General features: G+C 37.3%; 22 protein-coding genes and 1 tRNA gene. 2 read left to right on the forward strand and 21 right to left on the reverse strand.

Going from position 1 to position 25,082, the window contains the following annotated elements:
- Nucleotides 1-2: 2 nt before the first annotated feature.
- The 6 genes from CCAL9328_RS01245 to CCAL9328_RS01270 all read right to left on the reverse strand — a co-directional run bounded on the left by CCAL9328_RS01245 (nt 3) and on the right by CCAL9328_RS01270 (nt 7,546).
- Nucleotides 3-1,313: a sodium ion-translocating decarboxylase subunit beta gene (locus CCAL9328_RS01245; protein ID WP_169936173.1), complete on the reverse strand. Its 1,311-nt coding sequence runs from the start codon at nt 1,311-1,313 to the stop codon at nt 3-5.
- 5 nt (nt 1,314-1,318) lie between these two features.
- The gene (locus CCAL9328_RS01250; RefSeq protein WP_169972082.1) at nt 1,319-3,124 is read right to left on the reverse strand and encodes a biotin/lipoyl-containing protein; all 1,806 of its coding nucleotides are present in this window, start codon (nt 3,122-3,124) and stop codon (nt 1,319-1,321) included.
- A gap of 3 nt (nt 3,125-3,127) precedes the next feature.
- The gene (locus CCAL9328_RS01255; protein WP_169936169.1) at nt 3,128-3,373 is read right to left on the reverse strand and encodes an OadG family transporter subunit; all 246 of its coding nucleotides are present in this window, start codon (nt 3,371-3,373) and stop codon (nt 3,128-3,130) included.
- A 150-nt stretch (nt 3,374-3,523) separates the two neighbouring features.
- Complete coding sequence (locus CCAL9328_RS01260) at nt 3,524-4,867, reverse strand: sodium-dependent transporter (RefSeq protein ID WP_169936167.1); 1,344 nt, start codon at nt 4,865-4,867, stop codon at nt 3,524-3,526.
- Nucleotides 4,867-6,198 carry a sodium-dependent transporter gene (locus CCAL9328_RS01265; RefSeq protein WP_169972083.1) on the reverse strand — a complete coding sequence of 444 codons (1,332 nt, stop codon included), beginning with the start codon at nt 6,196-6,198 and terminating at the stop codon, nt 4,867-4,869. Before CCAL9328_RS01265 ends, CCAL9328_RS01260 begins: the two co-directional genes overlap by 1 nt.
- A 1-nt stretch (nt 6,199) precedes the next feature.
- Nucleotides 6,200-7,546: a sodium-dependent transporter gene (locus CCAL9328_RS01270; RefSeq protein WP_169999821.1), complete on the reverse strand. Its 1,347-nt coding sequence runs from the start codon at nt 7,544-7,546 to the stop codon at nt 6,200-6,202.
- 238 nt (nt 7,547-7,784) lie between these two features.
- Here CCAL9328_RS01270 and CCAL9328_RS01275 point away from each other — a divergent pair, with 238 nt between their 5' ends.
- Together CCAL9328_RS01275 and CCAL9328_RS01280 are read left to right on the forward strand one after the other, a co-directional pair.
- Complete coding sequence (locus tag CCAL9328_RS01275) at nt 7,785-8,087, forward strand: F0F1 ATP synthase subunit C (RefSeq protein ID WP_169936161.1); 303 nt, start codon at nt 7,785-7,787, stop codon at nt 8,085-8,087.
- A gap of 62 nt (nt 8,088-8,149) precedes the next feature.
- A tRNA-Leu gene (locus CCAL9328_RS01280) sits at nt 8,150-8,234 on the forward strand.
- Between the two features lie 130 nt (nt 8,235-8,364).
- Here CCAL9328_RS01280 and CCAL9328_RS01285 read toward each other — a convergent pair.
- From CCAL9328_RS01285 to nhaD, 15 genes are all read right to left on the reverse strand, one after another.
- On the reverse strand, nt 8,365-9,216 hold the full coding sequence (locus CCAL9328_RS01285; protein ID WP_169972085.1) for a universal stress protein: 852 nt from the start codon (nt 9,214-9,216) through the stop codon (nt 8,365-8,367).
- A 20-nt stretch (nt 9,217-9,236) separates the two neighbouring features.
- Entirely contained in the window at nt 9,237-11,441 is a 2,205-nt protein-coding gene (locus CCAL9328_RS01290) for a polyribonucleotide nucleotidyltransferase (RefSeq protein ID WP_169999823.1), read from the reverse strand.
- The gene (locus CCAL9328_RS01295) at nt 11,431-12,135 is read right to left on the reverse strand and encodes a phosphoribosyltransferase family protein (protein WP_169972087.1); all 705 of its coding nucleotides are present in this window, start codon (nt 12,133-12,135) and stop codon (nt 11,431-11,433) included. The genes CCAL9328_RS01290 and CCAL9328_RS01295 overlap by 11 nt, the downstream gene beginning before the upstream one ends.
- Nucleotides 12,135-14,315 carry an LPS-assembly protein LptD gene (locus CCAL9328_RS01300; RefSeq protein ID WP_169999824.1) on the reverse strand — a complete coding sequence of 727 codons (2,181 nt, stop codon included), beginning with the start codon at nt 14,313-14,315 and terminating at the stop codon, nt 12,135-12,137. The genes CCAL9328_RS01295 and CCAL9328_RS01300 overlap by 1 nt, the downstream gene beginning before the upstream one ends.
- Nucleotides 14,305-14,760 carry an RDD family protein gene (locus CCAL9328_RS01305; RefSeq protein WP_169972089.1) on the reverse strand — a complete coding sequence of 152 codons (456 nt, stop codon included), beginning with the start codon at nt 14,758-14,760 and terminating at the stop codon, nt 14,305-14,307. The genes CCAL9328_RS01300 and CCAL9328_RS01305 overlap by 11 nt, the downstream gene beginning before the upstream one ends.
- Nucleotides 14,757-16,004 (reverse strand): phosphoribosylamine--glycine ligase, encoded by a 1,248-nt coding sequence (purD, locus tag CCAL9328_RS01310; protein WP_169999825.1) that lies wholly within the window; start codon nt 16,002-16,004, stop codon nt 14,757-14,759. Before purD ends, CCAL9328_RS01305 begins: the two co-directional genes overlap by 4 nt.
- A 230-nt stretch (nt 16,005-16,234) precedes the next feature.
- Nucleotides 16,235-16,870 (reverse strand): uroporphyrinogen-III synthase, encoded by a 636-nt coding sequence (locus CCAL9328_RS01315; protein ID WP_169999826.1) that lies wholly within the window; start codon nt 16,868-16,870, stop codon nt 16,235-16,237.
- Between the two features lie 56 nt (nt 16,871-16,926).
- Nucleotides 16,927-18,105, reverse strand: a complete 1,179-nt coding sequence (locus CCAL9328_RS01320; protein ID WP_169999827.1) for a multidrug effflux MFS transporter — start codon at nt 18,103-18,105, stop codon at nt 16,927-16,929.
- 65 nt (nt 18,106-18,170) lie between these two features.
- Nucleotides 18,171-18,674 (reverse strand): DNA-deoxyinosine glycosylase, encoded by a 504-nt coding sequence (locus CCAL9328_RS01325; RefSeq protein ID WP_169999828.1) that lies wholly within the window; start codon nt 18,672-18,674, stop codon nt 18,171-18,173.
- Nucleotides 18,661-19,062: an MmcQ/YjbR family DNA-binding protein gene (locus CCAL9328_RS01330; protein WP_169999829.1), complete on the reverse strand. Its 402-nt coding sequence runs from the start codon at nt 19,060-19,062 to the stop codon at nt 18,661-18,663. The genes CCAL9328_RS01325 and CCAL9328_RS01330 overlap by 14 nt, the downstream gene beginning before the upstream one ends.
- 50 nt (nt 19,063-19,112) lie before the next feature.
- A complete protein-coding gene (locus CCAL9328_RS01335) occupies nt 19,113-19,751 on the reverse strand; it encodes a cupin domain-containing protein (protein WP_169999830.1) in 639 nt (212 codons plus the stop codon).
- A gap of 135 nt (nt 19,752-19,886) precedes the next feature.
- Nucleotides 19,887-20,600, reverse strand: coding sequence for a hypothetical protein (locus CCAL9328_RS01340; protein WP_169999831.1), 714 nt, complete (start codon nt 20,598-20,600; stop codon nt 19,887-19,889).
- Nucleotides 20,587-21,774 (reverse strand): GmrSD restriction endonuclease domain-containing protein, encoded by a 1,188-nt coding sequence (locus CCAL9328_RS01345; protein WP_169999832.1) that lies wholly within the window; start codon nt 21,772-21,774, stop codon nt 20,587-20,589. Before CCAL9328_RS01345 ends, CCAL9328_RS01340 begins: the two co-directional genes overlap by 14 nt.
- 330 nt (nt 21,775-22,104) lie before the next feature.
- Nucleotides 22,105-23,640, reverse strand: a complete 1,536-nt coding sequence (gene guaA, locus CCAL9328_RS01350) for a glutamine-hydrolyzing GMP synthase (protein WP_169999833.1) — start codon at nt 23,638-23,640, stop codon at nt 22,105-22,107.
- Nucleotides 23,640-25,016 carry a sodium:proton antiporter NhaD gene (nhaD, locus tag CCAL9328_RS01355; protein ID WP_169999834.1) on the reverse strand — a complete coding sequence of 459 codons (1,377 nt, stop codon included), beginning with the start codon at nt 25,014-25,016 and terminating at the stop codon, nt 23,640-23,642. Before nhaD ends, guaA begins: the two co-directional genes overlap by 1 nt.
- Nucleotides 25,017-25,082 lie beyond the last annotated feature (66 nt).

Consider the following 25,082-nt stretch of genomic DNA (forward strand, 5'->3'; position numbering starts at 1 on the left):
ATTTATTTAAATATGGATAAAAGCACACCGGCTGCGACCGCAGAGCCGATAACACCCGAAACATTTGGTCCCATAGCATGCATAAGCAAAATGTTAGTGCAATCTTCCTTAATACCCTCTTTATTAGCAACTCTAGCCGACATCGGAACAGCGCTAACACCGGCTGCACCTATAAGTGGATTTATCTTGTCTTTGCTAAATTTATTCATAATTTTAGCCATTATAATACCAGCTGCAGTTCCTATAGAAAATGCAACAAGACCTAGCATTAAAATACCTAGCGTGTTTGGTACAAGAAATTTTTCAGCGGCCAATTTAGAGCCAACAGAAAGTCCCAAAAATATCGTTACGATATTTATAAGAGCATTTTGCATGGTATCGCTCAAGCGCTGAACTACGCCACATTCACGCACCAAATTTCCAAAAGCAAGTGCACCGATAAGCGGAGTTGCATCAGGAAGCACAAGGACACAAAGCATCAAAATCGTAATAGGGAAGATGATCTTTTCACGCTTGCTTACCTCTCGCAACTGCACCATGCGAATTTTACGCTCTTCTTTTGTCGTAAGCGCTCTCATGATCGGTGGTTGTATAATCGGAACTAACGCCATATACGAGTATGCTGCAACGGCTATAGCTCCAAGCAAATCAGGCGCAAGTCTGGAAGCTAAAAATATCGCCGTAGGACCATCCGCTCCACCTATAATACCAATCGCAGCGGCATCCGCTAAAGAAAAATTAAAAATGGAAGTATGTTGGCTAAGAGCCAATGCGCCAATAAGTGTTGCAAAAATTCCAAACTGTGCCGCGCCTCCTAGCATAGCTGTTTTTGGATTAGCTAGAAGTGGTCCAAAGTCAGTCATCGCTCCGACACCCATGAAAATGATAAGAGGGAAAAGTCCGCTTTCTATACCAAAACCGTAAATAATACCCAAAAATCCGTTTGGACCAGCGATTTCGGCAATCGGGATATTTGCCAGTAGTCCACCAAATCCGATAGGAAGCAACAAAAGCGGCTCAAATCCCTTTTTAATCGCTAAATAAAAAAGCAAAAAGCAGACAAAAAACATTATGATCCTGCCCCAGCTTTGAGTAAATTTGCTTAACTCATGTCCCGAACTATCTTTTAGCCCATCGGTCGGATTTAAAAAAGCATTTATGCCGGTAGTCTTGTAAAAACCCCTAAAAAGATCGCCTATGCTTTTTTCTTTATACTCAACCTTTGGCGCACTAGGAGCGGCTTGAACAGTATCTGCATAACAAAATATCGATGCGAAAGTAACAAGCATCATATAAAGTAAAATTTTTTTCATAAATTTTACATCCTAGCTAAGACTTGTCCATTTTGGACATTTTGACCCTGTATCACTTCAATGACGCTTATTACTCCATCATTTGCAGCAGGAACTTCGATCTCCATCTTCATTGCTTCTAAAATAACAACAGCTTGTCCTTTTTTAACACTATCGCCTACTTTGACTAAAATTTTACTAACAGTACCTGGCAGGCTACTAAGTATCGCTTCTCCGGTTGAAGTTTTAGATGAAGTCTGGACTTGTGGCGCAGACACAGGAGTTATACTTTTTACCTCGACACCATCACTAAAGCCCTCTTTAACTTCGACATTATAGGTCGTGCCATTTACAACTACGCTGTATTTTCCATTATTTGAGCTTGCAACTTGATTTGAAGCAACCTCTTTTGTTTTTTGCATTTGACTTATCTTGCGAACATTAACCTTTGCTTCACCTTTTAAGAATGCGATACCTTTTTCTTTACAGGCGGCGGCTATAAATAAATTCTCATCATTTATTTCAATGCCCTCTTTAGTTAAAATTTCTCTTGTATGAGCCAAAGATTTACTTTCGTCACGATCTGCTATATCAAGCGCTTTTTGCGTGGTAGGTTCTAATTTTAATTGCTCGGCAGCTAATTTTACGACTTCACTGTCTGGAGCGCAAGGGGTTTTGCCGAAGTAACCAAGAACCATTTTGCCATACCCTTCGGCGATCTTTTTCCATTTTCCAAACATTACGTTATTAAATGCTTGCTGGAAATAAAACTGACTAACAGGCGTTACACTTGTGCCATACCCACCCTTTTCAACGACTTCGCGCATGGCGTCAATTACTTGAGGAAATTTATCAAGTATGTTATTATCACGCATCATTTGAGTGTTTGCCGTAAGTGCGCCGCCAGGCATAGGAGAAAATGGTATCAAAGGACTTACTTGCGTTGCCTCAGGCGGAGTGAAATAATCACTCAAGCAACCTTTTAACACATCTTCGTATTTTAAAATTTTCTCTACATCAAGACCGCCAAGATCATAATCCTTACCTTTAACAGCATGAAGCATAGTTAGGATATCAGGCTGAGATGTTCCGCCGCTAAGAGGCGCGGCAGCCAGGTCTATACCGTCAGCCCCTGCTTCAAGTGCAGCCAAGTAACATGACACGCTCACGCCAGCCGTCTCATGAGTATGAAGTCGCACATGAGTGCCTTCAGGCAGTAGTCTTCTAGCCATTTTTATGGTTTCGTATACTTTTTGGGGGCTACTTGTACCGCTTGCGTCTTTAAAGCAAACACTATCATAAGGTATGCCTGCATCTAAAATTTCACGCAAAATTCTCTCATAAAAAGCAACATCGTGAGCACCAACACAGTTTGGCGGTAGATCCATCATCGTAACGACGACTTCGTGTTTGAGTCCGTGATGAACTATCCTTTCGCCAGAGTATTTTAAATTTTCAACATCATTTAAGGCATCGAAATTTCGTATCGTAGTTGTGCCGTGTTTTTTAAACATTTTTGCGTGCAGGTCGATAAGCTCTCTACTTCCAGTGTCAAGCATAACGGTATTTACACCGCGTGCGAGTGTTTGTAAATTTGCATCTTTTCCCACGATAGATCTAAATTTATCCATCATCTCAAAGGCGTCTTCGTTTAGATAAAAATACAAACTTTGAAAACGTGCGCCTCCGCCAAATTCAAAGTGAGTTATGCCGGCATCTTTTGCAGCCTCAAGAGCCGGGAAAAAGTCATTCATAAGCACGCGTGCACCATAAACCGACTGAAAACCGTCACGAAAAGTCGTGTCCATAATGTCAATAAATTTCTTTGCCATTTTTTACCTTCTTGTGTTTTTCTTGTATTGATTTATAGCGGCGCCTATGACTGCCACCAACTCGTTATTGTTTATCGAAGTTTGATTTGGTTTGGATGGGGGTGGTAAAACATCAGGCATACTTGCAAAGCGTTCAAAAATTTTAGCCTGAACCTTAAGCACAAGAACCATTAGCATGAGAAATAAAAATACACTACTCATGCCAAGGATCATAAATCTAAAACCTTCAGCAACTAGATTTACTTGCATAAAAATTTCCTTTAAGATCTCAAATTTTCTAAAAATATATCAAAAAACAACTAAAAAAGAGTTTGTCTACACTAAAAATATATCAAAAAATTTAAAAGTGTAGCAATCAGAAAACGGCACCTTTAAAACCAAAAAGATGCCGTTTGTCTATCAGCTAAAAAACAACATATTTATCATAATAGCTAGCACGAAAATAGGCGATACGTATCTAACCAGAATATACCAAACATCAAACATAAAATCAGTCATATATGGGCTAAATAACGTATATAGCGCCTCTTTTTTGATAATATATCCGGCAAATATAGCCCCGCCTATACCACCAAGCGGAAGTAAAATTTTCTCAGCCGTAAAATCAAGGAAACTAAAGAAATCTTTGCCAAACACCATGTATTTGTCACCAACTCCTTCGATATTTGCAAATATACAAAGTATACCAAGAGCAAAAATTCCACCGCCAACGATAGCTAGCGACTTTGCACGACTTATATCAAATTCACGTATAAGGAAAAATACAAAAGGTTCAATGATAGATATCGCAGAGGTTAGTGCCGCAAAACTAAGCGCCGTAAAGAACATGATCGCAAGAATATTGCCCGTAAAGCCTAAATTTGCAAAGAGTGTAGGAAGCGACATAAATACCAGCCCAACACCTTGAGACGGTTCTGCATCAAATTCAAATACAAATGTAAATATCACAAGTCCTGCTATGATAGCTATGAGGATATTTATACCGACAACGCTTATTGTAGACCTAAATAAATTTGCATCATCAGAGAGTGAAGCCGAGTAAGTAATAATAACTGCCATACCTAACGACATAGTAAAAAATGCAAGTCCAAGTGCTGAAAAAAACGAAGCTAATGTTATTTTGCTAAAATCAGGAACAAGTAAAAACTGTGCAGCTTTTATAAATCCATCCATGGTGCATGAGTAAAATAACATAAATAAAAGCATCAAAAATAGAGCAGGCATCATCCATACACTTATCTTTTCTATACCGCTTTTAACACCGCGAGAAAGGATAAGCAAGCAAGTAGCAAACGCTAAAGCAAAAAATACAAACTGCCCCAACGAATCTTTTGTTAAAAACTCAAGAAAATAATCCTTAGAGCTTTCGATATTTTTAGGCAAAGATGTAAAAGAGAGCGTAAGATACTTAAATACCCAACCTATAATCACTAGATAATAACTAGCGATAACAGCCGCAGTAACCATAGTAAGACCGCCGACATAACCCCAGAATTTTTTGTTTTTAAACGCTAATTTTCTAAAGGCGTTTACACTATCACTTTCACTAAGCTTACCTATGCTTAATTCTGCTAAAAAAACCGGTATCGCTACTAAACAGCAGATCAAAATATAAAGCATAACAAAGGCTGAGCCACCATTTTCTCCTACGACATAAGGAAATTTCCATATCGCACCAAGTCCTACGGCAGAGCCTGCCACCGCAAGAACATAACCTATCCTACTAAACTGTTCTTTTTGCACTATAAAATTCCTTTCACTAAAACTATAAATACACACACGGGAGCAATGTATCGGACTAGAAAATACCAAATTTTAAAGACCCTTTCTCCCATATATGGTACAAATAATTTTTTTAATGTATTAACTTGCATGAAGTATCCGACAAAAATCGATATAACTATACCACCAAGCGGAAGCATGATGTTTGAGCTTAGATAATCAAGACAATCAAAAAAACTTTTATCAAAAAATTTGAGTATCTCCTTAACCTCGTTTATATTTGAAAGCGCACAAAGTACACCCAAAACATAAACTACGCTACCTACTATAAGAATTGATCTTACGCGACTTAAGCCAAAATTTCTATTTAGATAGAAGATGCATGGCTCCACCATCGAAATGGCAGATGTAAGTCCCGCAAAGACAAGTGTTATAAAAAACGTAAAACAAAGCACATTACCAAGCACTCCCAGCTTAGCAAAAAGTGTAGGAAGCGAGATAAAGGCAAGACCGACACCTTGAGACGGCTGGGCATCAAATTCAAACACAAAGGTAAACACGATCAGACCGATGATAATGCTGATTATGATATTTAAAAAAACTACATATAAAGAAGAGGTAAATAAATTTGTATTATCATCAAGACTTGAAGAGTATGTTAAAACCGCCCCTATACCGATGCACATGGTAAAAAACGCAAGCCCAAGCGCCATAAAAATACTATCTGAATTTATCTTAGAAAAGTCAGGGACAAGCAAAAACTCCGCCGCCTTATCAAATCCATTCATGCTTGTAGAATAAGCAAGCATTAATAAAAGTAGGACAAAGAGTATCGGTATAAGCCATAAATTTATACGCTCTATGCCACTTTTAATACCCTTTGTAAGTATAAAAAAGTAAGCAAAAAATGCTATGGAAAAATACAAAATTTGTTCCCAAGCGTTAGTTGAGATAAAATTTCCAAACAAATTTGTCGAAGTCTCAATATCGGCAGGTAGCTTTGAAAGCGCAACGACGCTATATCTTATGACCCAACCGATAATAAGCGTATAAAAAGAGGCGACAAATAAACCAGTGATCATAATAACGCCGGCAAATCCCCACTCTTTAGAATGAGAAAGGGCTAGCTTTTTAAATGCATTTACCGTATCGCTAAGTGAAATTTTACCCATAGCCATCTCGGCAAAAAATATACTAAGCCCAACGACAATGGCGAAAAACAGATATAATAAAACAAATGCCGAACCGCCGTTTATGCCTACTAGATAAGGAAATTTCCACGCATTTCCAAGCCCTATAGCTGCTCCGACGATAGATAAAATAAAGCCTATTTTGCTAAATTTTTCACTCATATCAACTGCCAAAAATTTGATAAAGCATGATAGCAATTATCGCAAGCGGAGTAATATAACGAAGTAAAAAATACCAAATTTCAAACACTTTCTCATTCATAAATGATCCAAAAAGTGTAAGTAAAGCCTCTTTTTTAAGCATAAATCCAACAAAAAAGCTAAATACAATGGCACCAAACGGCATTAAGACGTTTGAAGTAGCATAGTCAAGAAGGTCAAACATCGGTTTACCTAAAAATGTAAAACTCTCAGATGTCGGCTTATAGTAAGAAAATATACAAAATGCACCCAAGACGTATACGACCATACCGATATAAATCAAAGCATTTAGACGAGTTATTTTAAATTTATTTACAAGATAAAAGACAAATGGCTCTATCATGGAAACCGCACTTGTAACACCTGCAAACAAAAGTGATGTAAAAAATGCAACCGATAAGATGTTACCCACTATTCCAAGCTTTGCAAAAAGAGTCGTTAAAGATACAAAGATAAGTCCTGGTCCAGCCTGTGTAGTGTCTCCGCCGTAAGCAAAAACAAAGGTAAACACGACAAGCCCCATCATGATACCGATTAAGATATTTATAAATATGATAGAAAGCGTAGCTTTTACCAAATTTGTTCCGTCAGAGAGATTTGCAGCGTATGTAGGAACAGTGCAAACGCCCATGGATAGTGAAAAAAACGCAAGACCAAGAGCCATCAAGACTGTATCTGCAGTTATAGCACCAAAATTTGGAACAAATAAAAATTCAGCCGCTTTTAAAAATCCATCAGCCATTGAGAACGAATAAAACAGCATTAAAACTAGCAAAACAAAAAGTGTCGGCATCATCCATATATTTAGCTTTTCTATACCGCCCTTTATGCCTTTTGAAACTACAAAAAATACAATAAAAAACACGACACTAAAACAGATTAAAGCACTAAAGACATCGCCGCTTAAAAGCAGGCCAAATATCGCTCCGGCCTCTGACACATCTTTAGGAAGCGCAGTAAAGCTTATGTATATATAGTATAGGATCCAGCCGATAACAACCATATAAAACGAAGCTATCAAAACAGCCGTTATCATAAAAAACCCTGTAAGTGACCATGCTTTTTTGTGTTTTGGTGCTAATTTATACATGGAATTTACTATATCCGTCTCACCTAATTTTCCTATGCTCAATTCAGCCAAAAAAGCAACAAAAGCAACACCAAAGGTAAGAGCCAGATAAAGCACTATGAAGGCAGAGCCTCCGTTATTTCCAACCATAGTTGGAAATTTCCAAGCATTACCAAGTCCTACGGCAGAGCCTGCCATCGCCAAAACAAATCCTATTTTTGAAAACTTATCATTTAACATTTGTAGCCTATTTTAAATTTTTTTTAAATAAATCAAACGATACCATAAAAATCATAAAAAAACTTTTATTTTTGAATAACTTTAAGAAATTTTACACTGTTTTAAAAAGCTTATGTTTTTATTTGAAACACAGCATAAAACTTTAAGAAAATCAAAGCTTTATTTTTGTATCATACGACTTCAAAAGTCAAGTAGGGGACAGATCCGAAAGCTTTTAAAAATTTCACAAGGAGTTACGATGAAAAAAGTCGTATTTTTAATGTTAGCTCTTGCTGGTTTTGCATTTGGCGCAGACGGCGAGATGGTTAGATCTTATTCTGTTATCGCAGCCGGTATCGGTCTTGGTCTTGCTGCTCTTGGCGGCGCTATCGGTATGGGTAACACAGCTGCAGCAACTATTAGCGGTACAGCTAGAAACCCTGGCGTAGGTTCAAAACTTATGACCACAATGTTTATCGCACTTGCGATGATCGAAGCACAAGTTATTTACGCACTTGTTATTACACTTATCGTTCTTTACGCAAACCCAATGCTTGGCTAAGCGCTAGACGTTAAATTTAGCCCCATTCTTGGGGCTTTTGTTCTTTCTTAAAAATTATTTTTGCGATCATGGTGGAATTGGTAGACACGCTATCTTGAGGGGGTAGTGCCAGTAGGTGTGCGAGTTCGAGTCTCGCTGATCGCACCATACACTTAAATTTAAACCGTCTTACATATCTTATATAATTAGGCTCAACTGTTAAAAATATTTATTGACTTTGTGATTTATAAAATTTTATAAAAGAGGACAAAACGGCAAGAGTGCCGTTTTGCGTGGATTACATAAATACAGGGATATTTGTATGCTCTAGGAAAAATCTTGATGTTCCGCCAAGTACCATTTCCATTAAGCCATTTTCTCCGTGTCTTCCGGCTACTATAAGGTCGGCATTTGCTTCATTTGCCACCTTAAGAAGAGCTTCGCCCGGTATAGAAGTTGTATCTACGACATCAAAAGTAGCTTTTATGCCGTGAAGACCAAAATACTCTTCAAGCTTTTTAAGATTAATCTCCGCATTTTCTCCAAGGCTTGCCTTAGATGTTACGCAATGAACATTTTGGGCACGTTTTAAAAGATCTAGTGAACTAGTTAACGCACGTGAACTTTGTGGAGTAGCCGTCCAGCTTACAAGGATATTATTTGCACTAAATTCTTTTAAATTTCTTGGTATAGCTATCACGTTTTTGCCACTTTTTATAACAGCGGCTTCAAAAGTCCCGGTTATCTTACCATTTAAAGGAACGGCAGCAACAACCATATCACAAAATTTAGACTCTTGCTCTACTATCGCGCTACGCTTTCCTTGATGTGTTACGAAATTTGCAGTGCACATGCCATCTATTGACTTGTCACTGATTTTAATATCAAGCTCTTTGCAAATTCGTTTAAACATCGCTTCATTTTGCTCGTGTTCTTCTTTCATGTCCGCCTTTGCCGACTTTAAAAATTCCTCAAACAAAACTCCGCCTCTTAACGTCATTTTCATGTTATAAACAATGCTAGGATCAAGCTGGCAAGCCATGATCTCCATGTGTGAATGAAACCACTTTGTAACTTTTAAAGCACCATAAACGCGTTGCTCTATATCATCACCTGCGCCTATTGGAAATAAAATCTTTTTATACTTCATATCAGATCCTTTGTGAAATTTTACTCTGCTAAAGATAGCGAAATTTTATTACCTTTTTGTTCGCTAACTACAACCTCTACAACATCGCCTACTTTTAGTGGAGTTTTTATTTTAGATATATGTAAAAGCCCGTCTACACCATCTTTTAACTCAACAAAAACACCAAAATCGACAACATTTTTTACAGCACCTTGAAATTTATCTCCGATATTAAACGTAGGCTTTACTCTATCTTTATCACGGTCGCGTCCATGTGGTTTCTTAGAAAAACCTCTTGAGCTATCTTTTGACGTGATTTCTATAATATAATCTTTTGCCGCATCAACATTTCTCTTAGCGCCACCGGCTATTTTAACCTCACCTTTTTCTCTATCAAGATCAATTGATACTTCAAAGCGTTCGATTATCTCTTTTATGGTTTTGCCGGCTTGTCCGATGATATCTACTATCTTACCCGGATCAACACTAAAGAGCTCAAGCTTTGGCAAAATTTCTTCATTAACAACGATCGCATTGTCTGCTTCTTCCATTAAATTTAAGATATGCTCGCGACCGCGTTTTGCCTGTTCAAGCGCCTCTTTAAGAACTTCAAGGCTAATTCCGCCAAGTTTTATATCCATCTGAAGCGCAGTTATACCGTCACGACTTCCAGCGACCTTAAAGTCCATATCGCCATCATGGTCTTCAAGCCCCATAATATCGGTTAAAACAGCATGCTTGTCGCCTTCAAACACAAGGCCCATCGCAACTCCCGCAACCAACTTTTGCGTGTCTACACCGGCTGCACGAAGCGCCAAAGAGCCACCACAAACACTTGCCATAGAGCTTGAGCCGTTACTTTCTAAAATTTCAGAAACAACACGCATTGTATATGGAGAATTTACATCTATGCTTGGAGTTAGTGCACGTTTTGCAAGGTTACCGTGTCCTAGTTCACGTCTGCCCGGTGCCTTAAGAGGGCTTGCTTCGCCAACGCTAAATCCAGGGAAGTTATAGTTAAACATAAATTTTTCTACAAGAGCTGTTTTTTCTGTTAAGATATCATACATCTGTGCATCGCTGTCAGTTCCTAGCGTAGCAACAACCAAGGCTTGTGTCTGACCGCGAGTAAACAAACATGAGCCATGTGCATTTGGCAGGACATTTGTTTCAATGCTTATTGGACGAACCTCGTCAAGTCTTCTGCCGTCAGCACGAATTCCTTCGTTGATGATTTGTTCGCGGACGATTTTTTTCTTAAATTTACCAAGAACATTTGAGATAACGCCCTCTTCCCATCCTTCTTGCTGGGCTATTTCGTCGCTTAAAATTTGCTTGGCTATCTTTGTAAGCTCGCTTGCACGCTCGCTTTTTGCCATTTGGTTGATAGCATTTTTAACATCGTTTTTATAAAATTTATCGATATAAACAGCTATGTTTTCATTTTCTATTTCAGGTTTTAGCTCAAGGACTGCGTCATCTTTTTTATGTTCTTTAAATGCCTCTTCGTAGGCATTGCTCGCGCGAAGTATCGCCTTAGCCGCAAAGTCTATCGCCTCGACCATTTTATCTTCACTAAATTCATTCATGCTTTGTTTGTCGATAATGTTATCTTCAAGGCTAGGACTCATTATCGGATCAATAGCCGCGATAGGTATTATCTGTGCGCTTTGTTGAGGGAGGCTTCTCATCTCTATCATCAAAAGCTCATCTTTTGTACCGGCTACGTAAAGATCAAGCGCGCTCTCTTTTAATTTAGAATTGCTTGGATTTATGACAAATTCATCATCTATATATCCAACCCTAACACCGCAAACAGGACGATTAACCGGTATATCACTTAGATAAAGTGCAACCGAAGCCGCATTAAGTCCTACAACTTGCAAATCAACCTCTGGATCTGCAGATAGCACCATAACAACTATTTGTGTAGGATAGGCGTAGCCTTTAGGAAAAAGTGGTCTTAAAGAGCGGTCAATAATACGCGCTGTTAATGTTTCAAAATCACCCGGCTTAGTTTCACGCTTTACATAACCACCAGGTATCCTTCCTGCGGCGTAAGCTTTTTCTATATATTGGACGGTAAGCGGTAAAAAGTCCTCGCTAACTTGCGTATCTTCCCTAGCTACCGTAGCCAAGACAACCGTGTTTTTAACACGTAGTAAAACCGCCCCAGCTGCTTGTTTTGCAACTTTATTTAGGTCAAAAATTTCAACCTGATTATTTACTTCTATACTATATTGCATTATTTTTCTCTCCTTGTTGTTTTTGTAACGGTAAATAGTAAGGACTCTCTTCTAAAATAGACATTATACTTTCACTTGTTACGGCTATCTTTTTAGCATAATAACTATCCACATCTATAAAGTCGGCTATTTTATTTATCATATAAATTTCATCTACTAAATCATTTAAGCTAGCAGCCACATCGGTTGCTATGACGGGTGTGGCATACGCGATTGATTTTACTTTTAAGCCCATTAAAGTCTTTATGCAAACTGATGCGGTAAGCCCTGTTTCGCAGCCTTCATCTATAAGCAAGATATTTCTATCTTTTAGCTTGCCAAGTAAATTTCCTTTTCTATACTTGTATACGTTTTTTAAAATTTTCTCTTCGTATTTTCTATGTGCTTCGCCGTATACAAAGTCATAACTTATATTAAAAGCTCTTATCAAGGCATCATCTAAAACGATATCTTCGGTTTCGCTTACTATGCCTATGCTACACTCCGGGTTATTTGGCGCAAATATCTGTTCGCTAAACAGCATCTCGTAGCTAAGCCCCAGACCTTTGCATATAAAATCCGTCAGTAAAACAGAATCAAGCGACATACAAACCATTATGGTCTTTCTGTCGACAAGCTCCTTTTTTGGCAAAATTTCAAGTAGTTTCGCCGCCGCATCGAGCTGGTCTTTAAATTTATCTATATTTTCAGCCATTAGTTGCTTCCGGTGCTAGGGTCAGACTCTACTGAGAAATCATAATTAATACCGCCCATAGGGTAAAAATTTACAGTGAATAAAAAGCCGTTTACTTTTCTTGTGGCTGAACCATCGGTTGTAGTTACAGGCTCTATGTCTTTTTTGTATATAAGACCGTAGTTCCAACATTTTCTATGATGTAGCACGCCAACACTCCATGTCTTCGTATAATCCCGCTCAAGGTCATATTGCCAAGTGCCTGTTATTTTATACTGACGAGGTAAATTTATAGATGTAGAGCTAGTTAAATAGCTGTCTTTATCAGAATTTCCTTTTTTTAACATAGTATGCATAATGCTCGCACCAAATCTATCATTTGAGTATCTTGCTCCGCTTTGAAGCTTTTTAAAATCATTATCTACGTGAGAATACTCAAGCTTGTTGTAAAAAGATAAATTTTTATTCGGATATAGTGCGATGGTATTTTTTAAATTTCCATACTCGTCTTCGCCGGTATAGTATCCTTGAGAAATGGTATGCCTTATAATTTTTCTGCCTTCTGAGTTGTAAAAATACTGAGTCGCATATGCTAAAAATTCATCTTTTGTTTTTTCTTGTGCTAAGAAATTTTCGTATTGGTTTTTAAGCCCTGCATATACGGTATCCGAGTAAATATACTCATCACTTAGATCACCCCTATTGTAGCCCTTTTTGATATACTCGACACCAAAATTTATAGCATGAAAGAAGTCATCATAAGGCTTAGCAAGGTCTGTGTGAAGCGCTAGTCTGTGATAATTATTTACATAAATATCGCTCTTGTCCTCGCTTAAATCAATCGCAGAGATTGCTTTTCTATTATAATCTATACGGCTTGCATAGAAATTTTCATAAAAAGAAAATGTCGCAGCTTCGTCAAATACCGGCAAGTGAAATGAAACAGGAACATTTAATTCATACTGAGTCGCCGTTACACCGATATGACGGTCGTATCTATGCGACTGAACATCAACAGAGTAAAGCAAATTTGGCAACACTAAAGTGTCGGTAAATTTATGATACTGAAGACTTGGTAGCTCTTGAAGGGTGGTTTTGTTTTCATATCTGCTACCTACTTTTTCAGTATCTATATAATACTTCGCGTAAGCTCCCAAAAAGTGCTTTTCATTTGCTATAAAATAGTTAAATTTAGAAGTCACCAACGAGTCAAAGTCGTCTTCTCTTCCCTTTAAATTTAAATAGTCTATGTCATTTAAATCAGTAGCATTTATCCACAAACCCTCTTGTAAAGGTGCGTCAGTTAGGTATTTTACAAGCTTATCGCGCTCATACTCAAAGCTAATACCTTTGTGAGTTTTGTTTTTTAGACTTAGCTCTTTTGTGTTTTTATTTGCCTCTCTTTCGCGGTAACTCTCACGGTCTCTAAAGGCTCCAAAGCTAAACTCTCCTCTTGAATCAGGCGAATCAACAAACCTAAACGAGCCATAAAGTCCGGCACCTCTTTTGGTGCGTATTTGCGGGTCAAGTTGCAAGTCCCACTCGTTATACGGGGCAAAATAAACAGGCTGTTTAAAATAAACCCCCTCGCCTGCACTATATCCCATATCAGGCGGCAAAAGTCCAGTTCTTCTAGTAGTATCTGTTGGAAATCCAAAATACGGAAGGTAAAACACCGGAGTATCGCCGACAAATGGTAGATCGACGGTAAAAACCGGGTTAAACATATGCAAAAATTTGCTTTCTTTATTTAACATGGCAGAGCTTGAAGATATACTCCAGTCCGGATCTTGCACATTACAACTTGATACTAAAGCTCTTTTTGTGCGGTAATACTCATCATCAGAGCTACTTTCGTCGCTCTTCATCCAGACTTCCATCTCTTTATCCATCATAAAAAGCGCTTCAAAACTACTTTCGTTGTTTTTTAGATTTATCTTTGCATAACTTGAGCGTGAAATTTCTCCAGCACCTTTCATCATGTTTACATTGCCAAAGAGTTCTATTATGGAATTATTTTGATCATAAATAGCACGGTCAGCCGTAACAAGGTATGTTTGAGAGTAGACAACAACGTTTTTTTTGGCAGTTATTACACCGGCTTCTTGGCTTACGTTATCGGCTAAAAGCTGGACATTTTGGATATCGGCAAAAGAATTTAAGCAGCAAGCTAATGTAAGCGGTAAAACTTTACGCAACATTTACTACGACCGTCTTTGCTAACTTATCATGCCATGTTTGACGAGCCGAGTTGCCAAATGCCCATACAAATCCAAGATAAAAAGACATCTCGCCAAACACTCTCATAGCCGCCCTTGAAAGACTAGCCGCCAAATTTGGCTTATCAAGGACATCAACATCTATGCAAATTATTTTCATCATGATTTTACCGATACTGGCACCATAATACCAAGTAAAAAATGTCTGGTATATTATCTTTAAAACCACCATCTGAAAGACAAGCGCCGAGGCCAATAAAACCGTCTCTTCATATGTAGTCACTTGCGCAAATTTATCCCAGTAAATCACCATAAACAAAATGCTTATAAGCACCTCATCTATGCAAAACGCATAAATTCGTCTTGTAAAACTTGCCAAAGAGATATTTTCTCGTTCAAGCTTTTGGGTTATCGTATCTGTGCTCATCTAAGAGCCTGCCAAGCTATATCTTTGCGGTATTGCATGCCTTTAAATTCTACATTTTTACAAAGTTCATATGCTCTTTCTTGCGCATTTTTTATACTATCTCCAAGACCTACACAGACCAAAACACGTCCACCGCTAGCATAAATTTCACCATCTTTTTCACTAACTCCTGCATAAACTAAATGTGAATTTTCAGGAATTTGCTTAACGCTTATCTTTGCTTTTGGTGAATTTTTATAAGGGTAATTTTCGCTTGATATCACAACACCGACAGCACATTGTGCTTTTAGCTTAACCGCTTCAAGCTTACCATTTGCCGCATTTAGTAAAATTTCACTCAAGTTTCCGTCTATTAAAGGCATTAACACTTCGCACTCAGGATCGCCAAATCTCACATTAAATTCAAGCACATAAGGCTCATCGCCAACCACCATAACACCTACAAAGAGCACTCCGCAAAAAGGCGCGCCCTCATTTTGCATACCTTTTAAAGTCGGTTTTACAACCTCATCCTCAAGACGTTTTATCAAATTTGCACCAGCCAATGGACTTGGGGCATATGCACCCATTCCGCCGGTATTTGGACCTTTGTCGTTATCAAGAAGACGCTTATGATCTTGAGCTACAGGCAAGCTTACAAAATTTTTTCCATCGCAAATAGCAAAAAAGCTTAATTCAAATCCGTCCAAATACTCCTCGACGACAACTCGTTTTCCAGCATCGCCAAAGCTATCTCCGCTAAGCATATCACTAACTGCATCTTTTGCCTCATTGTGGGTTTGAGCGATAATAACGCCTTTACCCGCACATAGTCCATCAGCCTTAATGACAACAGGAAGCCCTAATGTGTCTATAAATTTAAATGCCTCTTCCTTGTTGTCCGTGTTTAGGTACTGCGCGGTTTTTATATTATTTTTAGCCAAAAAGTCCTTCATATATGCCTTACTACCCTCAAGTCTAGCCGCGGCCCTACTTGGTCCAAATACAGCCAGCCCATGTGCTTTAAACACATCTACTACGCCGGCACTAAGCGGAGCTTCAGGCCCTACTATGGTGAGGTCTATGGCATTATCTATGGCAAATTTGGCCAGTTGTTCAAAATCAGACATTAAGATATTTTCGCCGATTTTTGTAGTTGCGCCGTTACCGGGAGCAAAATAGATCTTTTCAACATTTGTTTCACTTTGTAGTTTTAAACCGATGGCGTATTCTCTGCCACCGTTGCCAATGATAAGGATTTTCATGTCTTCTCCGTTTTAAAAACCCGAGTGAGCGTCGCATAAAAGAGTGGCCCAAAATCAAGCCAATCTTGCAAATAGATGACTGACAAACGGTTGCAACTTCTCGCACCCAATGTGCTCAAACGAAGCCACATCACAAGACAACCATACATCTTCGCTAATACAATAGTGTTGGACCCCGTTAAAATGCTTACTCGCTTCACTCAGGCTTAGAAATTATATAAAAAATTTACTTAAACTAACGTTTTGGCTATATTAATACATTCATTTACGCTTTGAAGCTGTGATATTTTTAAATTTTTAGCAAATTTAAGCTCGTTTGCGGTAGTTTTGCCGATAGCAACCGCCTTATAACTCTCGTCAAAGCCAAAATTTTTGATAAAATTTATAACAGCAGATGGAGCGGTAAAGATTATCACGCTACCGTTTGGCGGTCTCTGCTCATCCCTTAACGGCTTGTATAAATTTTCATAAGCTATGATCTGATCTATGCTAACGCCATCGTTTTTTAAAATTTCAAAGATATTTGAAGCGGTGGTTTTGGCTCTTAAAAAAACAACTTTTTTTGCAGCCAAAAACGGCAAAATTTCATGCGCAAATTCATTTCCGTGAGCATTTTTGGCAGTATAAATTTTATTAAAGCCAAACTCCATCGCGGCCTTACTTGTCGCCTTACCTATGGAGTAAATTTGCAAATTTTCAACTGGTAAAATTTCATTAAATTTTAAAGCATTTATGCTGTTTTTTGAAGTTATAATAAGAGCGTCGTAATTATTTAAATTTACATCAAATTTTAAAAAAGAAATTTCGTTTAAAACAAGTGTTTTAACACCTTCAAATTTTAAATCAGAACCGACTAGATAGATCATTTTCATCCTTTTGTCGGCTAATTTTAACGTATTTATTTAAATTTCTATAAATTTAGCTATCTTGCCTTTAAATATCCAAATTTATTTACCATCACGAACGATATAAGCACACCTAAAAAACACAAGCATATCACTATAGTCGTGCTGACAAATATATCTCCAAGCCCAACAAGTGGCGAAACTATACCACCTAGGAAAAACGGGCAAAAACCAAGCATAGCAGATGCCGAGCCCGCATACTCTCTGCCACAATTCATCGCAAGTGCCGAAGATGTCGGCAGTAAAAAGCCCGTAAAAAACATCTGGACAAAAAAGCAAGACACCACAAACCAAACATCAAGTCTTAACCCAAAAACCACGCTAAGATACACGCATGAAACAAAAAGTCCTATAACTCCGACATAAAGAGAGCGCCTTTCTTTAAGCTTGCTTGAGATACCGGCACCAACGCTTAAAGCAAAGCCGTTTGCACCAAAACAAAGTGCATACTCAACTTCACTAAGACCAAATACCTCTTGTAGTATAAACGCACTTGAAGCGATATACGCAAACATTCCGCCAAGCGCAAATGTTAAAATCGCAACAAAAAGCATAAATTTTTTATAAAGTATTATCTTTTTATAAATACCGTATGTCTCAAGCAACGGTACACTCATGCGACAATGCGAAGCAAGGCTCTCTTTGAAGTTAAAATTTGCGACAAAAAGCACAATACCTATCACGCTAAGCACGACAAAAATCCCGCGCCAGTCTGTAACTTTAAGCAGAAACGATCCGCCGATAGGAGAAAGAATGGGTGCTAGCGAATTTATAACCATCATGAGTGAGAAAAATTTAGTCATCTCATGACCGCTGTAAAGATCACCTACTACCGCACGAGCGATAACTACGCTGCCCGCACTTGAGAGTCCTTGGATAACCCTCATAAAGATAAACATCTCGATACTTGCGGTAAAAAATATACAAATCGTGCTTATAGTATAGATGATAAGCGATATCGTAAGAGGCAGTTTTCGTCCGAATTTATCACTTATAGGGCCGATTAACAACTGTCCGATCGCAAGTCCTGCCATACTTGTGGTAAGGGTGAGTTGCGTAAGCGAGGTTGAGACGTTAAACCAATGCGAGATAGACGGAAGTGCTGGAAGATAAAGGTCGATGACAAATGGTCCAAATGCGGAAAGTGCACCCAAAAAGAGCAATAAAAATATTTTTGAATTATGTTTGCGTTTCATGATTTCCTCAAATTTTAAAGGGGCGATTATACTATTTCAAACTAAATTTAAATGAAATTTGGATTTCACTTATTTAGTATAACCGCATACTCTTTTATAAGTCTTTCGAGGCTAAATTTGGCATTTCTAGGGCTTGTCGAAGGAAGAGGCGTGACGTTTTTGCCCGTTGCTTGTAAAATTTCGTCTTTTAAAAATTTGTTGCAAATTTCATAAGCTTTACCGCCGTTTGCATAAACTTGCCTGATCTTTGCCGTATCAAAAATCGGCCTTAAATTTACAGGAATTATCCGCCTCATATCAGCGTCACTTGAACCCTTTATCTCGCACATCAAAGCGGCGTCATAAAGGGCGATCTTATGTTTTAGCAAAAACTCTATCTTGCCATTTGTCTCTTTTGGAATTTGCTCGTTAAAAAGTGAAGCAAGAACTTTATAAAAGCGATTTTGAGGATGTGAATAATAAAATCCGGCCTCACGTGAGATAACTGACGGAAATGAGCCGAGTATTAAAATTTGCGAATTTTTATCGAAAATCGGCTCAAAAGGATGAGTATAACTAGCGCTTTTCACTTCGCTTGCTCTTTTTAGCGCTTAATGTAAAGCTCTCGTCTATGAGGTCAAAAACTTGTTCTTTTGAGATATCGCTGTTTAAATTTATGCTTACCCAGTGCTTTTTACTCATATGATACGCCGGGATTATACGAATTTGATCGTGCAAAAGATAAGCAAGAGATGGATCGCACTTTAAATTTAAAAGTTCGACTTCGCCTTTAAATTTCTGCCTTGCCTCATCGCTAAAATCAAGACTTTTAGCATCTGCCGATAGTATGATAGCAAACCATTTTTGGTTGTCCTTATGTCTAAAAACATTTATTTTAGGGTATTTTTCAAACACCCTTTCGCCCTTTATATCAAATTTATCTTTTATGTAGCTTGCGATACTTTCTTTTAGACTCATACTTTTCCCCTTTAAGATAATCACAAAATGTATTTTACCTCAAATTTATTTTAATCCCTTGTAACGATCAAAAGCATCTTAAATTTATCCATCACCTTTAGTCCATGTGGAACTTTACCGGGCATCACGATACTATCGCCCTCTTTTATGTTAAATTTCTCATCACCTATGGTAAGATCAAGCTCTCCGTCAAGCGCAACCAAAAGTGCGTCTCCTGGTGCTGCATGCGTAGAAAGTTGTGTATTTGCACCAAAACTCATCAAAGTCACAGTTGCTTTATCGTTTTTAACAAGAGTTTTACTTACCACCTTGCCATCTTGATATCCTACCGCTTGGACTAGGCTAAATACAGCCGCCTTATCTAAATGCTCTATCATTACATTCTCCTTAAAAGTTATCAAAATCAATTTACTCTGCTTTTTTGCAACAAATTTACGCCAAACACCATTTTCTATAAGACAGCTCTCGCCCGTTTTTAGCATAACTTCCCGAGTGTCATAGGTAAGCAAAATTTCACCGTGCACTACCCATGCAAGGCAGTCTGAAAAAAGCTTTTCTTTATCGATCTCCTCGCCTTCATCAAGAGCGTAGATATCTGTGTGTAAAATTTTATTTATAAATAATCTTTGACTAACTATGCTAGCATGCTCCATCAAGATATCATTGGTGAAATTATAAATTTTTGCCATTTTTATCCTTTTTATTTATTTCGGATAATTATAGTATGATTTAAAAATGTTTTTATAGATGTAGGTCAAGGGTTAAGGGAGTATATAAAATATTAATGATTATTTTCTTTATATTGGCTCAAATTTATATCATTTTTACCAAATTCTTTCTTCTAATTCCTTTTGATAAATTTTATATAATTCAATAAAAATATTATCGATCAATAATAAAATAGAAAACCATAAAAAATAATTTCTTGCATGCTCATCTTGATTCTTCAGCACAGTCAAATCTGGTAAATTTTGCTGGTAAGATAGTGTATTGTGTGCGATTCTGTTTCTTTGACTGTATAACAACTCGTATTTATTTTGAATTATATTTTCCACTAAATTATTTTTATTGTTTAAATATTGATTTTCTTTTATAATATCACTTTTAGAAAAATTTTCAAAAGAGCATTGGTCCCATATTGCTAAATTTGTATTTTCAAAAACGCTCTTTACAAATTGAAACGAACCCTCTTTTACTCTTTTTTTAATATCTGCATTATCAAAAAGATTTAAATCTTTTATTTGCTTACATAGTGATTTGTATATATCATTCTTTGCCTTATATGTTGAGCACTCTCCTAGTTGAAATTTATTACTTAAGAAATCTCTTCTAAATTCAAAGTCGTTGGTTGCGATTTCCCATATTACGCATTTCATTTTTTGTTCTTGATAACCTGTCATTTTTAGAAAAGTAGACTGCATTATATAGTCGCATAGCGGGTATGTTTCCACACCTGCGCCTATACCTGAACTGGCAATAATAGTCTCTTTTAAAACAACCGACATTGATGTTAAAATAAAATCATCATGCTTGCTCATATGTTACATCCCTTATAGCATATTTGCTGTATATCTCTATGGAACTGCCGATCCTTGATTTAAGATATTTAATTGCGCTTGGATTTTTTTTATGTAAATACACATTTTTAAACTTTGAAATTTCTTGATTTAACTCGCCAAGCAACTCATCTTTCTTTTCAAGTTCTATTTTAAATTTTTTAAACATAATAAAATAGATCAACCCAAACAACTTAACGTCCATATCAATAATTGATTCATATTTTGCAAATAAACCAAGCTCAGATAAAGTTTTTTCTATACTATTAAATGCAAATTCATGATTTGTATCTTTAAAAATATCATAATATGACACAAATAAATTAGACGTATTTTCTCCCACTAAAGAATAAATATACTCTTCATAATATTTTTCCATTTTTCTAGCAAATCCTTTAGCTAGACCATCTTGACTGCCATTTTTTTGATATTGAGACAACAAGGCAAGATATCTTACAAAATCCATCTTGGCATCATTGACAAATATTTTGTTGACAAATTCAGGCTTAAAATATTTTGTCAAATCTTTGTTTAAGTAATACAACGCAGATCTACTTTCTTGAGGCAATAATGTTTCACCCTGCATATTTATATTTCTAAATACTTTGGAATAAAAATTTTGTTGTTGTTTTTGGTCGTTTGTATTAGGAACTAGATATGAAAAACCTAAGAAATTATTATTAAAAAAATCATCATCAACCTCATAATCTATATTTGCATAATTACCGTCAATTATATTATTTTTAATTTCGTTCTTCTCTCTTCCTTTTTTGACAAGACTATTAAAATTCCACTCTAAAATATTATCCATAAGCCCTTCGTCTATAGGATTATCATCTTCGTCCGCAAAGCCAATTTGCTCCTTGCTAGCAAAAGATTTTTTGTCGGGAAACAATCCAAGATATGCCAGCAATATACTTGTTAGGCGTTGCTGTCCATCCAAAATTAAATTAACATTTTTTCCATCTTCTTCAAAACTTCCTATCGTTATAGGCGGAATAAATTGTTTTTCTTTAAAAGCTTTTATAAGTTCTTTTGTTTTTTCTTGTTTCCAAACAAAATATCTCTGGTATTCTGGCAAAATAATATTTCTTTTTAAAATTAAATTTATCCAATGCTTTAATGAATACTCACCGTAATAAATTTTATTATCCACAATCTTTCCTTTGTTTAAAGATTACAATTACTTATTTGACTTGTTATTACAATCTTATCTTAATATTTGTCTTTTTTGCAATGGGTTATAGAAAATAGATTTTCATCAATTATATATTTTTAAACATTCGATGTATAATTTTGTTTATGGCATTGGTTTTAACGATGGCTTGCATCAATAGCACATGCCACTAAAAACCACTTTTAAAATTTTTAATAAATTTATGTAATTTTATATTTTATTTTAAAACAACCAGGATTGCACTGTATTATTTTTACAAATAACACAATTTAACCCTAGTTGCTTAAATGCTTTTTATTTAATAATAGCTTATTCCCACTCGATCGTTGCAGGTGGTTTTGAGCTTATATCATAAACTACGCGGTTTATTCCCTCAACCTCGTTAATTATACGACGTGATACATTTTCAAGCAGGTCATAAGGAAGTCTTGAAAAGCTTGCCGTCATGCCATCACTAGCATCTACCACACGGATACAAACAGCGTTTTCATAAGTGCGGTTATCACCCATTACGCCTACGGAATTTACATTTAAAAGCACGCAAAATGCTTGCCATGTTTTGTTATACCAGCCTGTGCTTTTTAGCTCATCGCGAAGTATCACATCGGCTTTACGAAGAAGCTCCAAGCTAGGCACATTTACTTCACCCATTATGCGTATAGCAAGTCCTGGTCCCGGGAACGGATGACGGAAGACAAGATCGCGAGAAAGTCCTAGCTCAAGGCCAAGCTGTCTAACCTCATCTTTAAAAATTTCACGTAACGGCTCGATAAGCTCAAATTTCATCCAGTCAGGCAAACCACCGACATTATGATGACTTTTTATCGTTTTACTAGTACCAACAACCGAACTCTCGATGATGTCGGTGTAAAGTGTGCCTTGTGCTAGGTATTTTACATTTGTGTGCTTTTTGGCTTCAGCGTCAAACACCTCGATAAACGTCTCGCCGATTATTTTACGTTTCTTCTCAGGATCGGTAACTCCTGCTAAACGACTTAAAAACATTTCACTCGCATCAATAACTATCAAATCAACGCCTAGACGAGTTCTAAATGTAGCCTCAACTTGCTCACGCTCATTTGTGCGAAGTAGACCGTTATCAACAAAAACAACTATTAAATTATCTTTTATACAATGTGCCAAAAGTGCCGCTACGACAGAGCTATCAACACCACCGCTAACTGCACAAAGTACCTTGTCATCGCCTACTTTAGCCTTTATACGCTCCATTTGCATTTTAGCAAAGCTTCCCATATTCCAAGTGCTTTCACAACCACAAATATGCTTAGCAAAATTCTTTAAAATTTGAGAGCCAAACTCGCTGTGCTGGACCTCCGGGTGAAACTGCATGGCATAAAATTTACGCACATCATCGCCAAACACACAAAACGGTGAATTTTCGCTAGTCGCCAAAGGCTCAAACCCTTGCGGTAAATTTTCAACTATATCAGAGTGGCTCATCCATGCTATTTGAGAATTTGGAGTATCGGCAAACAAAACATGCTCTTTTACTACATTTAGCTCTGCCTTACCATACTCTTTTTTATTTGCCGCAGCAACCTTTGCTCCGAAGTTATGAGCTAGAAGTTGCATGCCGTAGCAAATTCCAAGTATCGGAAGACCTAAGCTAAAAACTCCCTCATCGCAAAAATAAGCATCGGCCGCATATACACTTGCAGGACCTCCACTTAATATTATACCTTTTGGCTCTTTTGCCTTTATATCGTCAAGCTTGGCGTTAAACGGTAAAATTTCCGTATAAACACCCTGCTCTCTTAAACGACGAGCGATTAGCTGAGTATACTGCGAGCCAAAATCCAAAACAATAATGTCAGATGTTTTCATTAATAAATCCCTAAAATTTCAAACTGGACATACCAAATAGCGATCGAAACAACATATCCGACAACTATTTTCCATGCCTGGCTCATATGTGCGCCAAATGTGTAAATGCCTTTTAGTTTTCCCATTACGCCTACACCGGCAGCAGATCCAAAGCTTATCATAGAGCCACCGATACCTGCTGTTAACGTAACAAGCAACCACTGATCTAGACCCATACTAGGGTTTGATTTAAGAACTGCAGACATTACCGGAACATTATCAACGATAGCCGAAACGAAACCGACCGCGATGTTGATCGCGCTAAGACCGAATACATCATAAAGTTTGATAAGATAATCCAAGAAACCAAGGAAGTGAAGCGCGCCGACGGCTGAAAGGATACCAAAGAAAAATATCAACGTATCATTTTCTATCTTTGACATAAAGTGAAATAAGCTTATAGGCTCTTCGGTTTTATTTACTTTCTTAAAGATGTATGTGTAAATTCCTAAAAGTGACATACCAAACATCATGCCAAACATCGCAGGAAGATGGAAAAGCTGGTGTCCAAGAACCGCCGAAACTATCGTAAACACACCAAGATATATGATAACTTTACCACCCTTTTTAATTGAAAATTTAGGCTCGTTCTCAGGGTCAAAGTGCGGGCTTCCTTCCGGAACGCTCTTAACAAGCAAAAGAGCGGTAACAAGCCAACCGATGATAGAAGCCGGAAATAAAAACAAGAAATCCACAAAAGGAGCTTTACCTGCAGCCCAAACCATAAGCGTAGTAATATCGCCAAACGGGCTCCAAGCACCGCCGGCATTAGCCGCTACAACGATATTTATAGCGCCTGCAACCAAAAATGGCTTATTGGTTCTATCTATCGTCAAAAGAACAGTTGAAAGGATAAGCGCAGTAGTTAGGTTATCGGCAACCGGGCTTAAGAAAAATGCAATAACACCTGTTAGCCAAAATAATTTTTTATACGTGTAACCTTTTGAAACAAGGTTGTATTTAAGGGTATTAAATACGTCTCTGTCGATAAGTGCTTCTATATAAGTCATCGCAACTGTTAAGAAAAATACAATCTGCGCGATCTCTAAGATAAGGTGATTTACTTCGTTATTTAACGGATGGACATCCATGCCATGGATAACCATGTAGATGCCAATTAGCATAAACATAAACGTACCTATAAAAAGCGCGGGTTTTGCTTTATTTACGTGGTATTTTTCCTCGGCGGCGATAAAATAATAACCGACGACGAATATAATTAAGCAAAGTATTCCGACCCATGTCGTGCTAAGGTCGATGTGCTCCGCACCGGCTGACTCTGCACCGCTTGCAAATAGCGAACAAAGCATCAGCAACATTAATGAAAGAATTTTCATAAATTTCTCCTATTTTTGGTTTTAAAAACGATGTATTTTACTTAAAACTACATAAAATTTATTTAA

Source organism: Campylobacter sp. RM9328 (assembly GCF_012978615.1).

Coding starts and splice junctions, on each gene's coding strand:
- CCAL9328_RS01245 (WP_169936173.1), bottom strand. CDS start 1,313: ATGAAAAAAATTTTACTTTATATGATGCTTGTTACTTTCGCATCGATA.
- CCAL9328_RS01250 (WP_169972082.1), bottom strand. CDS start 3,124: ATGGCAAAGAAATTTATTGACATTATGGACACGACTTTTCGTGACGGT.
- CCAL9328_RS01255 (WP_169936169.1), bottom strand. CDS start 3,373: ATGCAAGTAAATCTAGTTGCTGAAGGTTTTAGATTTATGATCCTTGGC.
- CCAL9328_RS01265 (WP_169972083.1), bottom strand. CDS start 6,198: ATGAGTGAAAAATTTAGCAAAATAGGCTTTATTTTATCTATCGTCGGA.
- CCAL9328_RS01270 (WP_169999821.1), bottom strand. CDS start 7,546: ATGTTAAATGATAAGTTTTCAAAAATAGGATTTGTTTTGGCGATGGCA.
- CCAL9328_RS01275 (WP_169936161.1), top strand. CDS start 7,785: ATGAAAAAAGTCGTATTTTTAATGTTAGCTCTTGCTGGTTTTGCATTT.
- CCAL9328_RS01285 (WP_169972085.1), bottom strand. CDS start 9,216: ATGAAGTATAAAAAGATTTTATTTCCAATAGGCGCAGGTGATGATATA.
- CCAL9328_RS01290 (WP_169999823.1), bottom strand. CDS start 11,441: ATGCAATATAGTATAGAAGTAAATAATCAGGTTGAAATTTTTGACCTA.
- CCAL9328_RS01295 (WP_169972087.1), bottom strand. CDS start 12,135: ATGGCTGAAAATATAGATAAATTTAAAGACCAGCTCGATGCGGCGGCG.
- CCAL9328_RS01300 (WP_169999824.1), bottom strand. CDS start 14,315: ATGTTGCGTAAAGTTTTACCGCTTACATTAGCTTGCTGCTTAAATTCT.
- CCAL9328_RS01305 (WP_169972089.1), bottom strand. CDS start 14,760: ATGAGCACAGATACGATAACCCAAAAGCTTGAACGAGAAAATATCTCT.
- purD (WP_169999825.1), bottom strand. CDS start 16,004: ATGAAAATCCTTATCATTGGCAACGGTGGCAGAGAATACGCCATCGGT.
- CCAL9328_RS01315 (WP_169999826.1), bottom strand. CDS start 16,870: ATGATCTATCTAGTCGGTTCTGATTTAAAATTTGAAGGTGTTAAAACA.
- CCAL9328_RS01320 (WP_169999827.1), bottom strand. CDS start 18,105: ATGAAACGCAAACATAATTCAAAAATATTTTTATTGCTCTTTTTGGGT.
- CCAL9328_RS01330 (WP_169999829.1), bottom strand. CDS start 19,062: ATGAGTCTAAAAGAAAGTATCGCAAGCTACATAAAAGATAAATTTGAT.
- CCAL9328_RS01335 (WP_169999830.1), bottom strand. CDS start 19,751: ATGGCAAAAATTTATAATTTCACCAATGATATCTTGATGGAGCATGCT.
- CCAL9328_RS01340 (WP_169999831.1), bottom strand. CDS start 20,600: ATGAGCAAGCATGATGATTTTATTTTAACATCAATGTCGGTTGTTTTA.
- guaA (WP_169999833.1), bottom strand. CDS start 23,640: ATGAAAACATCTGACATTATTGTTTTGGATTTTGGCTCGCAGTATACT.
- nhaD (WP_169999834.1), bottom strand. CDS start 25,016: ATGAAAATTCTTTCATTAATGTTGCTGATGCTTTGTTCGCTATTTGCA.